Source organism: Virgibacillus dokdonensis (genome assembly GCF_900166595.1).
GTDB classification, from domain to species: Bacteria; Bacillota; Bacilli; order Bacillales; family Amphibacillaceae; genus Virgibacillus; species Virgibacillus dokdonensis.
The window spans coordinates 2,236,635-2,251,080 of sequence record NZ_LT745763.1 but is presented as its reverse complement, the minus strand read 5'-3'; the positions used below and the strand labels follow the sequence as shown (position 1 = coordinate 2,251,080).

At 36.5% G+C, this 14,446-nt stretch carries 15 protein-coding genes; 14 read left to right on the top strand and 1 reads right to left on the bottom strand.

Going from position 1 to position 14,446, the window contains the following annotated elements; all coding sequences use genetic code 11:
- Positions 1-4: 4 nt before the first annotated feature.
- The 12 genes from flhA to B2C77_RS12070 all read left to right on the top strand — a co-directional run bounded on the left by flhA (position 5) and on the right by B2C77_RS12070 (position 12,161).
- Positions 5-2,038 carry a flagellar biosynthesis protein FlhA gene (gene flhA, locus B2C77_RS12125; protein WP_077704072.1) on the top strand — a complete coding sequence of 678 codons (2,034 nt, stop codon included), beginning with the start codon at positions 5-7 and terminating at the stop codon, positions 2,036-2,038.
- Positions 2,035-3,153 (top strand): flagellar biosynthesis GTPase FlhF, encoded by a 1,119-nt coding sequence (gene flhF / locus B2C77_RS12120; RefSeq protein WP_077704069.1) that lies wholly within the window; start codon positions 2,035-2,037, stop codon positions 3,151-3,153. The genes flhA and flhF overlap by 4 nt, the downstream gene beginning before the upstream one ends.
- Positions 3,143-4,015 (top strand): MinD/ParA family protein, encoded by an 873-nt coding sequence (locus B2C77_RS12115; protein ID WP_077704066.1) that lies wholly within the window; start codon positions 3,143-3,145, stop codon positions 4,013-4,015. The genes flhF and B2C77_RS12115 overlap by 11 nt, the downstream gene beginning before the upstream one ends.
- A gap of 6 nt (positions 4,016-4,021) precedes the next feature.
- Entirely contained in the window at positions 4,022-5,068 is a 1,047-nt protein-coding gene (locus B2C77_RS12110; RefSeq protein ID WP_077704063.1) for a protein-glutamate methylesterase/protein-glutamine glutaminase, read from the top strand.
- Between the two features lie 14 nt (positions 5,069-5,082).
- Positions 5,083-7,092 (top strand): chemotaxis protein CheA, encoded by a 2,010-nt coding sequence (locus B2C77_RS12105; RefSeq protein ID WP_077704060.1) that lies wholly within the window; start codon positions 5,083-5,085, stop codon positions 7,090-7,092.
- 17 nt (positions 7,093-7,109) lie between these two features.
- Positions 7,110-7,580 (top strand): chemotaxis protein CheW, encoded by a 471-nt coding sequence (locus tag B2C77_RS12100; RefSeq protein ID WP_073005038.1) that lies wholly within the window; start codon positions 7,110-7,112, stop codon positions 7,578-7,580.
- A 10-nt stretch (positions 7,581-7,590) separates the two neighbouring features.
- Positions 7,591-8,217 carry a chemotaxis protein CheC gene (locus B2C77_RS12095; RefSeq protein ID WP_077704057.1) on the top strand — a complete coding sequence of 209 codons (627 nt, stop codon included), beginning with the start codon at positions 7,591-7,593 and terminating at the stop codon, positions 8,215-8,217.
- Positions 8,210-8,716 (top strand): chemotaxis protein CheD, encoded by a 507-nt coding sequence (locus B2C77_RS12090; RefSeq protein WP_077704054.1) that lies wholly within the window; start codon positions 8,210-8,212, stop codon positions 8,714-8,716. Before B2C77_RS12095 ends, B2C77_RS12090 begins: the two co-directional genes overlap by 8 nt.
- Before the next feature lie 269 nt (positions 8,717-8,985).
- Positions 8,986-9,765, top strand: coding sequence for a FliA/WhiG family RNA polymerase sigma factor (locus tag B2C77_RS12085; RefSeq protein ID WP_077704051.1), 780 nt, complete (start codon positions 8,986-8,988; stop codon positions 9,763-9,765).
- A gap of 161 nt (positions 9,766-9,926) precedes the next feature.
- Positions 9,927-11,300 (top strand): flagellar assembly protein A, encoded by a 1,374-nt coding sequence (locus B2C77_RS12080; RefSeq protein WP_077704049.1) that lies wholly within the window; start codon positions 9,927-9,929, stop codon positions 11,298-11,300.
- Positions 11,301-11,420: 120 nt separating this feature from the next.
- The gene (locus tag B2C77_RS12075; protein ID WP_077704046.1) at positions 11,421-11,714 is read left to right on the top strand and encodes a hypothetical protein; all 294 of its coding nucleotides are present in this window, start codon (positions 11,421-11,423) and stop codon (positions 11,712-11,714) included.
- Positions 11,715-11,729: 15 nt separating this feature from the next.
- The gene (locus B2C77_RS12070) at positions 11,730-12,161 is read left to right on the top strand and encodes a DUF6115 domain-containing protein (protein WP_077704043.1); all 432 of its coding nucleotides are present in this window, start codon (positions 11,730-11,732) and stop codon (positions 12,159-12,161) included.
- Positions 12,162-12,178: 17 nt separating this feature from the next.
- Here the strand turns inward: B2C77_RS12070 and B2C77_RS22375 are convergent, their stop codons facing one another.
- Positions 12,179-12,310, bottom strand: coding sequence for a hypothetical protein (locus B2C77_RS22375; protein WP_257790349.1), 132 nt, complete (start codon positions 12,308-12,310; stop codon positions 12,179-12,181).
- Positions 12,311-12,683: 373 nt separating this feature from the next.
- On the opposite strand from B2C77_RS22375, the gene rpsB reads away from it, so the two are divergent.
- The gene (rpsB, locus tag B2C77_RS12065; RefSeq protein WP_077704040.1) at positions 12,684-13,433 is read left to right on the top strand and encodes a 30S ribosomal protein S2; all 750 of its coding nucleotides are present in this window, start codon (positions 12,684-12,686) and stop codon (positions 13,431-13,433) included.
- Positions 13,434-13,530: 97 nt separating this feature from the next.
- Positions 13,531-14,415 carry a translation elongation factor Ts gene (gene tsf / locus B2C77_RS12060; RefSeq protein ID WP_077704037.1) on the top strand — a complete coding sequence of 295 codons (885 nt, stop codon included), beginning with the start codon at positions 13,531-13,533 and terminating at the stop codon, positions 14,413-14,415.
- Positions 14,416-14,446 lie beyond the last annotated feature (31 nt).

Genomic DNA, 14,446 nt, shown 5'->3' with positions numbered 1-14,446 from the left:
CCCCATGAAAGCAAGAGATCTATCTGTTCTTTTAGGCGTTATTTTAATTATTATTATGCTCATTGTACCACTACCAGGATGGTTGTTAAGTATTTTGATACTTTGCAATATCTCCCTTGCGTTAATTGTTATTTTAGTATCTATGAATACGCAGGAAGCGTTGCAATTTTCCGTATTTCCAACTCTGTTATTACTATTGACGCTGTTTCGTCTTGGATTAAACGTTTCAACAACTAGATCCATATTATCCGAAGCGGATGCAGGTGGTGTTGTAGCCACATTCGGATCATTTGTTATTGGGGGGAATCCGTTAGTTGGATTTGTCGTCTTTGTCATTTTAGTTATCATTCAATTCCTCGTTATTACGAAAGGGTCTGAACGTGTATCGGAAGTAGCTGCGCGCTTTACATTAGATGCGATGCCTGGAAAACAGATGAGTATAGATGCTGATTTAAATGCTGGCTTAATTTCAGAACAACAAGCAAAAGAGCGGCGAGAAAAAATTGAAAAAGAAGCCGATTTTCACGGCTCCATGGATGGTGCAAGTAAATTTGTTAAAGGTGATGCCATTGCAGGTATTATTATCGTTTTAATTAATATTATTTTTGGTTTAATTATTGGCATGGTGCAAATGGATTTGTCTTTTCAAGAAGCGATTAATACGTTTATGCGCTTAACAGTAGGAGATGGGTTAGTCAGTCAAATTCCAGCTTTGCTTATTTCTACAGCTACTGGAATCGTTGTAACCAGAACAGCAGGGAATGGAAATTTGGGTACAGATGTATCCGGTCAATTATTGCAATATCCAAAGCTATTATTTATTGCTAGTGGTACTGTGTTTTTACTTGGTTTCACACCGATAAACTTTTTCTTGACGACGATTTTGGCGGCATTATTAGCGTTAAGTGGTTATCTATTACTTAAACAAACCGAAGATATCACAGAACCAAGCGATGAAGAGGTTGATGAAACAGAGAGTGACGTAATGAAAGCTCCTGAAAATGTTGTGCAATTAATTAATATGGATCCAATAGAATTTGAGTTTGGTTATTCGCTTATTCCTATAGCTGATACGAATCAGGGGGGAGATTTACTAGATCGGATTGTTATGATTCGTAGGCAACTGGCAGTTGAACTCGGTATTGTTATTCCAGTTGTTCGCATTCGTGACAACATACAGCTACAGCCTAATGAGTACCGTTTAAAAATAAAAGGTGAAGAGGTTGCCTCTGGAGAGTTATTACTCGACCATTACTTGGCGATGGCACCAGATATGGATGAAGATGATATTGAAGGTGTGGAAACGACAGAACCAGCTTTCGGATTACCAGCAAAATGGGTTAGTGAGGAATGGAAAGATGAAGCTGAGCTCTCTGGATATACAGTAGTGGACCCCCCTTCTGTTGTATCCACTCATTTAACAGAAGTAATTAAACGTCATGCACATATGCTGCTAGGCAGAGAAGAAACAAAACAATTAGTTGATCATCTCAAAGAAAGCTACCCTACATTAGTTGAAGAAGTCACTCCTGAGCCATTAGCTGTGGGAGATATACAAAAAGTGCTAGCTAAATTATTGAGGGAAAAGGTATCTATTCGTAATTTACCAATCATATTTGAAACGTTAGCAGATTTTGGAAAATTAACTAACGATACGGATTTGCTAACGGAGTACGTTCGTCAAGCGCTATCCAACCAAATTACAAAGCAATATACGGATAAAGATCGTTCATTGAAAGTTGTGACACTTTCAGCTAGAGCAGAACATGCAATTGCCGAAAGCATTCAACAAACAGAGCATGGAAGCTTCTTATCAATGGAGCCTGAGCTGCAGCAACAATTACTAGAGCATATGAAAGAAGAAGTGGAAAAGTTAACACTCCAAGAAGAAACAGCGATATTACTATGCTCACCGGCTGTAAGGATGTATGTAAAACAATTATTGGATCGTTTTTTACCACAAGTTGTTGTCTTATCTTATAACGAGTTAGAGCCAGACGTACAAGTACAAAGTGTTGGGGTGGTGAATATTGCTTGAAAGTAAAAAAATATACGGCAGGATCAATGCCTGAGGCCATGAAACAAATACGAAAAGAACTGGGAGCAGAAGCTGTTATCCTTCAATCGAGACAAGTGAATAAGCGCAAATTTTTAGGTTTGTTTAAAAAACCACAGATAGAAGTGGTAGCTGTTAAAGACCCACAGCCAATAGCTCCTAAAAAACAGGTATCACCGAAGCAAGAAATGAGGATAAAAGAAAGAAAGGATAATACAAATACAGATGTTGTTTCTCCTGAACTACAGGAACTAAGGCAAGTTAAAAAGTTATTGCACCAATCCGCTATTCATACATTGACTTATCCTTTTGATTATCAATCTGCTTATCATTATTTATTAGAGCAAGAAGTAAACCAACCACTTGCTAAAAGTTTAATAGAATCAGTGATGGGAAAATATAGCGCTAAGTCACAGCCAACCTATCAAGAAATAGTAAAAAAGGTGGAAGAGGAAATAACGCAACGACTGCAAGCAGTTCCATTTCAAGGCTTAACCTATAATCAAAAGCTTGTCTATTTTGTTGGACCAACAGGAGTGGGAAAAACCACTACAATTGCTAAACTGGCAGCTGAAAGCAAATTAAAAGATGGAAAAAATGTTGCCTTTATAACAGCAGATACGTATCGAATTGCAGCTGTTGAACAATTAAAAACATATGCTGATATCTTATCTGTTCCTATTGAAGTTGTCTATTCCAACGATGATATGGTAAAAGCCATTCACAAATTGTCAACATATGATACTATATTCATCGATACAGCAGGAAGAAATTTTCGAGAAGATGCTTATATTAAACAACTTCAAGAAGATGTATTGATAAATAAAGAAGCTACTATGTTTTTAGTTTTATCGTTAACAGCTAAATCTCAAGACTTATTGAACATTTATGATCAATTTGAGCCCTTACCTATTTCTCGAGTGATTTTTACAAAAATAGATGAGACAAGACAAGTTGGCGGCATGTTAAATATAATCTTTAAAAAATCAATCGGCGTCGGTTACATAACAAATGGGCAAGATGTTCCGGATGACTTAGTACACCCAACACCTGAGTTTTTGTCATCTAGCATAATGGAGCATGCTTATGAAAACTGATCAAGCAACAGGACTTAGAAACAAATTAGAAACGATGCGAGAGAGCAAACAAGCGAAAACAATTGCGGTTATTAGTGGCAAGGGAGGAGTAGGAAAGTCTAATATCACTTTAAATTTTGCTTTAGGTTTACTGCGGCATGGAAAAAAGATTCTAATCATGGATATGGATATAGGTATGGGAAACATTGATATATTGCTTGGTAGACAGATTGAAAGAACAATTGTTGACATGTTTCAGCGTAGACTTCCTATTCAGTCAATTATTGAACAAGGTCCAGAAAACTTAGATTATATTGCTGCAGGGTCAGGGTTTTCAGATATTTATGCGATAGATACGCAGAAGAAGGAGTTTTTCTTTCAGCAATATCAATCTTTGCTTATTCATTATGATTATATATTTTTTGATATGGGGGCAGGAATCACCAATGACAGCTTATCATTTATTTTAGCTGCAGAAGAGTGCATTCTTGTGACTACTCCTGAGCCCACGGCTATAACAGATGGGTATAGCATGATAAAGCATATCGCAAGTCACAATAACATGTTGCCTATTCGAGTCATTATGAATCGTGCGCAATCCAATATGCAAGGCCATAACATGCTTGTGCGTTTTCAAAAGGTTATACAACAATTCTTACAAATAAATATACATGTATTAGGTTCTTTACCTGAAGATCAAACTGTCAGAGCCGCTGTTATTCACCAAACACCGTTTATTATTTTTCAAGAAAAGTCAGCAATTAGTAAAGCAACCAAGAGATTAGTACGAACTTACTTGACAGAAGTAGATGAATATAAAGCGGAAAAAGGAAATAGTTCTAGTTTTCTACAAAAATTAAAACGATTATGGATGGAGAGGTAATCGATTATGAATATAATTCGAGTCCTTGTCATTGATGATTCAGCTTTTATGCGTAAAATTCTTACAGATATGCTATCGAGTGACCCACAGATAGAGGTTGTTGCTACAGCTCGAAATGGTGAAGATGGACTACATAAAATAAACAAATTTTCACCTGATGTTATCACACTAGACGTACAAATGCCAGTAATGGATGGAATAACGACTTTGAAAAACATCATGCAAACAAATCCAATACCTGTTGTTATGTTGTCCAGTGTAACAGAAGATGCAACGATTAAAACCATTCAAGCTATTTCTAGTGGAGCGGTAGATTTTATTGCTAAGCCTTCTGGTGCTATTTCAATTGATATTGAGACTATGAAACAAGAAATCATTCGTAAAGTGATTACTGCTGCCTCGGTTAAATTGCCAAGTCAGCAAGAAGAGGGGGTTAGGCAAAATATAGTAGAGAATCCTGTAAATGAGTTAGGAACGTATAAGCAGACAATCGTAGTCATTGGGGCTTCAACAGGTGGTCCTAGAGCACTTCAGCATATTATTGAACAATTACCAAAGGATTTGGCAGCTGCTGTGTTGATTGTTCAGCATATGCCAGCCGGATTTACAAAATCGCTAGCTGAGCGACTGAACTATAAATCTGACATAGTGGTGAAGGAAGCGGCACATGGTGAGAGATTACGACGGGGTGTTGTATATATTGCGCCAGGTGGATGGCATATGAAAGTAAAACAGATGGGTTCTTCCGTTTTTATCGATCTAACAGATGAAGAACCATTACGTGGCCATAGACCATCTGTAGATATGCTTTTTACATCCCTCGCGCCACTTAAAGAAGTTAACAAGATGGCGGTGATTTTAACAGGGATGGGAAATGACGGGGCAAATGGGATTAAAAGCTTAAAAAAATATGATAAACACACATACATTATTGCAGAATCGGAGGAAACTGCAATTGTATATGGAATGCCAAAAGCGGCAATGGCTACCAATTTGGTTAATAAGCAAGTCCCATTGCATGCAGTAAGTAGGTTAATAACTCAATTAATTTAGTTGGAGGGATAGAGTTGGATACTTCTGGATATTTAACTGTCTTTATAGATGAGAGCAACGAACATTTGGAAGTTTTGTACAACCAGTTACTAGCGCTAGAGAAAAACCCGCAGGAAAGGGCAATCATTGAAGAAATTTTCCGAGCAGCCCATACGCTAAAAGGAATGTCAGCGACGATGGGGTACCAAGATTTAGCTAATCTCACGCATAAGTTAGAAAATGTTTTTGATGCCATTAAAGAAGGACGGCTAAACGTTCAATCAGAAATGATTGATATTTTGTTTTCTGCAGTTGATTATTTACATGAAATGGTAGAGGATATTGCTTCTGGTGGTAGTGGGAGCAAAGACGTAACGGATATTGTCGAACAATTGAAATGTTTAGAGCAAGGAGACTCATTGGCTAAAGATAGTGCACCACTAAATACCTTAAAGCAAGCCAAATCAAATGGCATGCAAATGAAAAATGTAGACGAATTTGCGCTTACTATTTTACAAGAGTCAAAAGAGCGTGGATATACAAACTATGAAATTACTATTGCTCTAAGCCAAAATTGTTTATTAAAAGGCGCTCGTGTATTTATGGTGTTTGAAGTTTTGGAAAAGCTTGGTGAAATTGTTAAATCTGAGCCGTCTGTAACGGAATTGGAAGAAGAACAATTTGATCAGACGTTTACAGTATTATTTATCTCTGAGTATAAAAAAGAAACGATACAAACGAATATTGAAAAGGTTTCTGAAATTGAAACAGTTCACATTGTTCCTTTTAACGTTGATCAGATTCAGGAAACAGAGAAAAGTGTAGAAAAATCTGAAGAGCAGCCGCAACCTAAGGGGCAACAAAGCAAACAACGACATGCGAATGGGGTAGCAAATAAAACCATTCGCGTAAATATTGATCGTTTAGACGTACTAATGAATTTATTTGAAGAATTAGTTGTTGACCGTGGGAGATTAGAGCAATTAGCTGCAGACTTAGATAATAAAGATTTGCAAGATACAGTTGAACATATGTCGCGTGTTTCTAATGATCTTCAGTCCATCATTTTGACGATGCGCATGGTGCCAATTGAACAAGTGTTTAATCGGTTTCCGCGGATGATACGACAAGTTGCTCGGGAGTTAAATAAACAAGTTGAAGTGGAAGTTATTGGCGCTGATACAGAATTAGATCGAACGGTAATTGATGAAATTGGTGACCCATTAGTTCATCTCATTCGTAATGCAATTGATCACGGTATTGAATCAAAAGAAGAAAGAATAAATAAAGGGAAACCTGAATATGGCACATTAAAGCTTGAAGCTTACCATAGTGGTAACCATGTGTTTATCGAAATTGTGGACGATGGTGCAGGCATTCACAAGGATAAAGTGATAAAGAAAGCAATTTCAAAAGGAGTTTTATCTGAATCACAAGCGGAACTTTTATCCGATCAGCAAGTATTTGAATTAATTATGTCCAGTGGTTTTTCAACTGCTGATCAAGTATCAGATATTTCTGGCCGAGGTGTTGGTTTAGATGTTGTTAAAAATACAATTGAATCTTTAGGTGGAAAAATAGCAATTGATTCTAAAGAGGGGCAAGGAACAGTCTTTTCTATTCAATTGCCGCTTACATTATCCATTATTTCTGTCCTTCTAATTGAGCTACAGAAAGAAAAATATGCCATCCCACTATCATCGATTATAGAAACAGCAATTGTCCATAAAGATGATGTCATGCATGCACATCATACAAAAGTAATTGATTTTCGTGGCAAAGTGGTGCCATTAGCATTTTTAAATGACATATTTAACGTGAAGCAAACGATAGAAGCAAATAAAGATTCATACTTATCCATTGTCATTGTCAAGAAAGGTAATAAAATGGTAGGACTTGTCGTAGATTCATTTATTGGTCAACAGGAAGTCGTCTTAAAATCGCTAGGCAATTATTTAACGAACACTTTCGCTATTTCTGGGGCTACCATCCTCGGTGATGGAGAAGTAGCCTTGATTATTGATAGTAATGCGCTAGTAAAATAAAAATGGAGGGATAGTAGATGGAAAACAATATGTCTGGAAATAGAAAGGTCATTGTATTTCAACTTGGTGAGGAAGAATATGCAGTTTCTGTACAGCAGGTAAGCTCAATTGAAAGGCTAATGCCAATTACAAGAGTTCCTCAAACAGCTGATTTTGTAAAAGGGGTCATTAATTTAAGAGGAGTTGTAACTCCGGTTATTGATCTACGATTACGTTTTGGTATGGAAGAAACACCTTACAGCGATTCAAATCGTATTATTATTGTTATTTTGGAAAATATGGAAGTTGGCTTAGTGGTAGACGCTGCTAATGATGTTATTGATATCCCAGAATCTGAAATAGAGCCTACTCCTGAAGTGATAGGAACTGTTGATACGAAATATATTGAAGGGGTAGCAAAGCTCGAAAACCGCTTACTTATTCTATTAAATATGCAAAAAGTATTAACAGAAGAAGAGATAGAAGAATTAAAGTCAGTGGAAGGGTAAGGCCAAGCTCATGGATCTAACAAAGTTAACGCAAATGCAAAAAGATGCGCTACGGGAAATAGGAAATATTGGTGCTGGAAATGCTGCAACATCCATGTCTAAATTAGTAAATCGAAAAATAGACATGGATGTGCCTACTGTGAACATTGTTAGTTTTGACGAGATGATGGAACGCATTGGTGGCCCAGAGTCTGTTGTTGTCGCCTTGTTATTTCGCATTCAAGGAGATGCCCCTGGTACTGTATATTTCATCTTTTCTATAGAAGAGGCAGAAGCTTTAATTAAGGAAATTACGAATAACGATGCATTACGTTTAGATGTTAATGATGAGCTAGCCATTTCCGTCATTCAAGAAGCAGGTAATATCGTAACAGGTGCTTATTTATCAGCCTTAGGTGACTTTACCAATATTACTATGCAGCCTTCTGTACCTTATTTAAGTATTGATATGGCTGGTGCAATATTGACCGTGGGACTGCTTGAAGTATCGCAAGTAGCAGACTATGCCTTAATTATTGATGCAAAAATCAGTTCATCTTATCAAGTAAGCCAAATTAAAGGAAATTTTTTATTTATTCCTGACCCTGATTCATTTTCAAAACTGTTTAAAGCATTAGGAGTTACGAACGATGTCTAAACTAATTTCTTCCTCTCATGTTGTAAAAGTCGGGATAGCAGATTTGAAGGTAACCAAAGCTCCTAATAAGATTCGAACATCTGGTCTAGGATCCTGTGTAGGTGTTGTTATCTATGATGAAAGAAAAAAAGTAGCTGGGCTAGCACATGTTCTATTACCAGATTCGAAATTAGCTAGACAAAACAAATTTAATCACTATAAATATGCCGATACAGCAATACCACTTTTGGTGGAGCAATTATCTAGTCTTGGAGCAAGAAGTAATCTATTAAAAGCTAAAGTAGCTGGAGGGGCACAAATGTTTCAATTTTCATCGGGATCGGATATGATGCGAATTGGTCCAAGAAATGTAGAATCTGTTTTGGAGAAACTGAAGCATCTTTCCATCCCTGTTCTTGCATCTGACACAGGTGGTAACGCTGGACGGACAATAGAATTTGATATACAGACAAGTCTCTTGAAAGTGCGAACGGTAAATAAAGGTGAAACATTTATTTAAATTTAGAACCATTGAAAAATAATGGACTGAATAATTTATAGAAATGATACTAGCTAACCAAAGTAGAAACGCTGTGTCGCAAAAACGAACTTCTTATTTTAAGAAACTTGAGCTTATATTTAAGGAGAGTGTAGCTTGTTCAATAAAAGTTACTAAAAAGCAAAAAGCCATCTTGATGGATGGACTTTTAACTTAAGGCAATAGGAGTGTCCGTTTATTATCGCATAGTAACAGGACGGATGAAGCTATGGTAAGAAGGAGTGATAAAGATGAAAGCAACTTCATCTCCGCATGAGCAGAAGCTTTGGGATGATTGGCTTAATAACCATTGCATGGAGGCAGCAAATGAACTAATCGAAAATTATATGTATTTGGTTAACTTTCATGTGGAGAGAATCGCCAGCCATTTGCCAAATAATGTAATGAAAGATGATGTGAAAAGTTTTGGACTAATGGGTCTTTACGATGCATTAAAAAAGTTTGACCGCACTCGTCAACTAAAATTCGATACGTACGCTTCGTTTCGTATTAAAGGAGCGATTATTGATGGGCTTCGAAAAGAAGATTGGCTTCCCCGTTCTTTACGAGAAAAAACAAAAAAGATTGAGCACGTAACAAATCAATTAGAACAACAATATCAAAGAATACCAAGTACGGAAGAAATTGCAAAGCATACTGGTATGACGGTTAAAGAAGTGGAAACTGCGATGTACGATTCTTTATTCGCTAATATTCTTTCCATTGAAGAAAAGCCTACTGATCCGAAACTAAAGCTTAAAGAAGGAATAGGTTATTCCATTCCGGATACTAAATCGGTCTCTCCAGAAAATCAAGTTGTAAAAAACGAACTAAAACAAGAATTAAAAGCTAGTATGAAAAATTTAAATGAGAATGAGCAATTAGTAATCAGTTTATTTTATCAAGAGGAATTAACATTAACTGAAATAGGAGAAGTGTTAGGGTTGACGACGTCTCGAATATCACAAATTCATAAGAAATCGATTACTAAGTTGCACACGATCTTAAAGAAACTGCAAGCTATATCTTAGTTTGTTTGCATGAAGTATAACTTTTTAACTACTTTTCTTTATAAAATAAAATGGAGTCTGACATGCGCATACACTAACAAGGCGAGATACAAAAAGAAAGTGACGGATGTGCATAACCTTTTTCTATAATTTAAAAATTATTTACTAGGGAGGGTGCGGGAATGAAATTATTAGAAAATATATTTAAAGTTAACGTCTCCCAAAATAAAATGTTAGCAGAAATAGACGTAAGCGAACAGGAAGAAGATTTTACAACACTACAAATGACGAAATCAGATGTGATTGCATTTCTACAAAAAAATAACGTTACGAATGGAATTTTGGAAGAAGCGATTTTTTCGATCGTCAACGATACATCAAATGTTACTTATCCAATTACAATTGCTAAAGGAAAAAAACCAGTCCATGGCAAAGATGGTCAAATACAATATATCTCTGACTTTAATCCTGATAATGCTTGGGAAAAAAAGCAGGATTTTCGAGACATTATGCAAATACCATCGGTGAAAAAAGGGGAAAAAATCGCAACCCTTATTGCACCGACCGATGGTGAAGCGGGTTTTGACGTATGCGGAGCGATTATTCCATCATACCCTGGCAAAAAAGTTCTTGTAAAAGCAGGCAAGAACGTTGTTTATCGGGAAGCTGACCAAAGTTTTTATGCTACTACAGATGGGCAGTTGAGCTGGCGCGGAAAGTATATTCAAGTCCAACCGGTATATGAAGTAAATCAAACATTATCTATGAAAACGGGCAATATAGATTTTATCGGCACTATTATTATTCGTGGTGATGTTCCTGCTGGTTATACAGTTACAGCAAAAGGAGATGTCAAAATATTTGGGATGGTGGAAGCTGCTACAGTACTTGCTGGTGGTTCGATCTATGTAGCAGAAGGAGTCGCAGGGCAAGGGGCAGGAACGATTCAAGCAGACGAAAATATACATGTTGGTTATGTGAACCAAGGCAATATTATTGCTGGGAAGGACTTATTTGTAGAAAATTCTATTTTTCATAGCCAGTGTAAAGTACGTGAGCGTGTTATCTGTCATAGAGGAAATATTATTGGTGGTACATTATCAGTTGGAAAGAGGATAGAAGCAAAAGATGTAGGAAATCGTGTAGGTGTGAAAACAGAAGTTATGTTTGGGCTAGATCAAAAAACGGAGAAGGAAAAGAGAGATTTATTAGACGAAAAGAAAAAACTGGAGGCCACGCTTTCTAAGCTAGCTCTACTAGAAAAAAAATTAAATGGACAGCAAATAGAAAATGATTCTAAACTAAAAATTACGCTGCTTCGATATAAGCACTCGTTACAAAAAACAAAAGAACGTTTAGCAGAGGTAAACCGCTTATTAAATCAATTGACAACAAATCTTGGAAACGTGGAAGATGCGACATTGGTAGTCCGCAACTATCTACATGCAAATGTCGTTGTGGCATTTGGAAAATATTACCGCATTAGTAATGGGAATTATCAAGGTGTTAAAGTGCAGCTAGTAGACAATGAAATTGTTACTTCTCCTTTAACCTGACTCTCAGCGCTTCACCTAGAAATGCACCATATTCAAATAAATACATGGTTGGTTATTAAAAGTTGAGGCACAAATGGGGCTTCTATGGATATATGTATATATGACGTGGAGTGATATAACATGGGATGGAAATCCATTGAATTGCAAGTAGCTATTCCTCGTTCTCTAGATGCAAGTAAAATGCAACAACAACTTCTTCACCAAAGCCAACTTTATCAAGCTTCTCTTTCGCGGCAGCAATTAATGGAAGAACAGCGAAAAAGGAAACAGGTACGTCGCACGGATCAATCAGACTCAGTAAAGAGCGATCAACAAACGACAACTATGAAGGAACGGAAGGTAAATAAAAAGGAACAACAGGTCAGCATAAATGAACATCCTTTTTTGGGAACAGAAATTGATGTGAACGGATAGAATGGAGGTAAACAATTGGTGACATCTATATTAATTTTGGTCAGTTTTCTATTACATATGGTTGCCTTCACAGTTATTTTTCAATTGTATAAACGAATGAATACAAATCAACAATTGGATACTTCTGAAATTGACGCTTTGCTAGCAGCATATATTGATGAAATAAAACAGGAGAACATACGTTTACAACAGCAGTTGATTACATTAAACAAACGAGAAAATGTGGAAACGGATCAAATACAACTAGTGAAAAAAGAGGAAAAAGACGTTCCATACAATAATGAACAGCAAGACGAGATGACAACTTCGCTACAAGCGAAAATATTACAATTACATAGTCAAGGGCACACAGCTTCAGAAATCGCTCAACAATTAAATTGTGGAAAAACAGAAGTAGCATTAACGATTAAGTTTCAGCAGAATTCAAAGATTAATTCATCGAAATAGCTTTCAACTCGATTGTTTTATTTATCCAATATAGCATCATGTTGAGGTTTAATGTAGAGGAGTGCATCGAATAAGCATTCCTCTGTTGGTAATAATCCCGCAATACTCATGAAATCTTCCATATTTGGTAGCATGGTTTGCACATACATTTTTTCGTTTTCCTATTCTGTAAAAAGAAGAATAAACTCATTGAATCATTTATTCAGTATAAGCATTCCTACTTTGTGGATTAAGCTCATACCTGTACCGCACTAGTCTGTAAAGAGTGTAATAATACTGCTTATTTTAATATCATAAATATAGAACTGTTAAAACCATTTTCTTATGCACGATAAAAATACTTGAATCCTCTTCCTTCTTATGATATATTATCTTGTGGTGTGAAGATAATGTTGTGCACTAAAAAGTGCTAGTATGTCGATTACACACGTGTAGGGATTTGTAAATAAGGTGCCAAAATAATTGGTCTATTTACAAAAAGGATCTATTACGGAGGAAAAAACCAATTAGGAGGAATTTTTAATGTCAGCTATTTCAATGAAACAGCTACTCGAAGCTGGTGTACATTTTGGTCACCAAACTCGTCGCTGGAACCCAAAGATGAAAAAATACATCTTTACAGAACGTAACGGTATTTACATCATCGATCTACAAAAAACGGTGAAAAAGGTTGATGAAGCGTATAATTATGTCAAGCAACTTGTTGCCGACGGAGGAACCGTTTTATTCGTTGGTACGAAAAAACAAGCTCAGGAATCTGTACGTGACGAAGCCATTCGTTCAGGTATGTACTATGTTAACCAACGTTGGTTAGGTGGAACACTTACTAATTTTCAAACCATTCGTAAACGCATTAACCGTTTGAAAGACATTGAGCGCATGGAAGAAGATGGAACTTTTGAAGTGCTACCAAAGAAAGAAGTTGTTGATCTTCTAAAAGAAAAAGATCGCTTAGTGAAGTTCCTTGGTGGAATTAAAGAAATGGATAAACTTCCAGATGCGTTGTTTGTAATTGACCCACGTAAAGAGCGAATTGCTATTGCTGAAGCTCATAAATTAAATATTCCGATTATCGGAATTGTGGACACAAACTGTGATCCAGATGAAATTGATTATGTAATCCCTGCTAATGATGATGCGATTCGTGCCGTGAAACTTTTGACTTCCAAAATGGCAGATGCTATTTTAGAAGTGAAACAAGGCGAAGAAATGAATGAAGCTCCAGAATCAGAGCAAGCGTCTGAAGAAGCAAAGGAAACAGAACAAGAGTAAAGAAGGAAAAGGTGAGGGTGATAAGAGGATGTGAGCCTTTTATCACCTTTTTTAAAAGAAAATATGAATTAGTCGATGATTTTAAGGAGGATTTCAAATGGCAATCACTGCAAAAATGGTTAAAGAATTACGTGAAAAAACTGGTGCAGGAATGATGGATTGTAAAAAAGCACTTCAGGAAACAGATGGCAATTTAGAGGCTGCTGTTGATTTCTTACGTGAGAAAGGTCTGTCTAAAGCTGCAAAGAAAGCTGACCGTATTGCTGCTGAAGGGTCTGCGTACATTCAAGTAGATGGTAATACAGCTGTTTTACTAGAAGTAAACTGTGAAACAGATTTCGTAACAAAAAATGACCAGTTTAAAGACCTATTATCTACATTAGCAACTCATTTGTTAAAACACCAGCCAGAGACAGTAGAGGAAGCACTACAGCAAACGATGGAAGCGACTGGAGAAACAGTTGAAAACCATATTAAAGCTGCTGTTGCAAAAATTGGTGAAAAATTATCCCTTCGTCGTTTTACAATTGTAACGAAAACGGATAACGATGCGTTTGGTGAGTATTTGCACATGGGTGGACGTATCGGTGTGCTTACCTTGTTAGAAGGAACTACAGATAAAGATGTTGCTAAAGATGTAGCGATGCATATTGCAGCTGTAAATCCACGTTATATTTCTCGTGATGATGTTGCAGAAGAAGAAGTAAACCATGAGCGTGAAGTATTAAAAGCCCAAGCTTTAAATGAAGGTAAACCAGAACATATTGTTGAAAAAATGGTAGAAGGTCGTCTTGGCAAGTTTTTTGAAGAAATTTGTTTGTTAGAGCAAAGTTTTGTAAAAGACCCAGACCAAAAAGTGAAAAAGTTCGTTGCGGATAAAGGAGCAACTGTGAAAACTTTTGCACGTTATGAAGTAGGCGAAGGAATGGAAAAACGTGAAGAGAACTTTGCAGACGAAGTGATGAGTCAAATCAAAAAATAACTTGGTTGATAGGGAGCAAGCAATTGTTCCC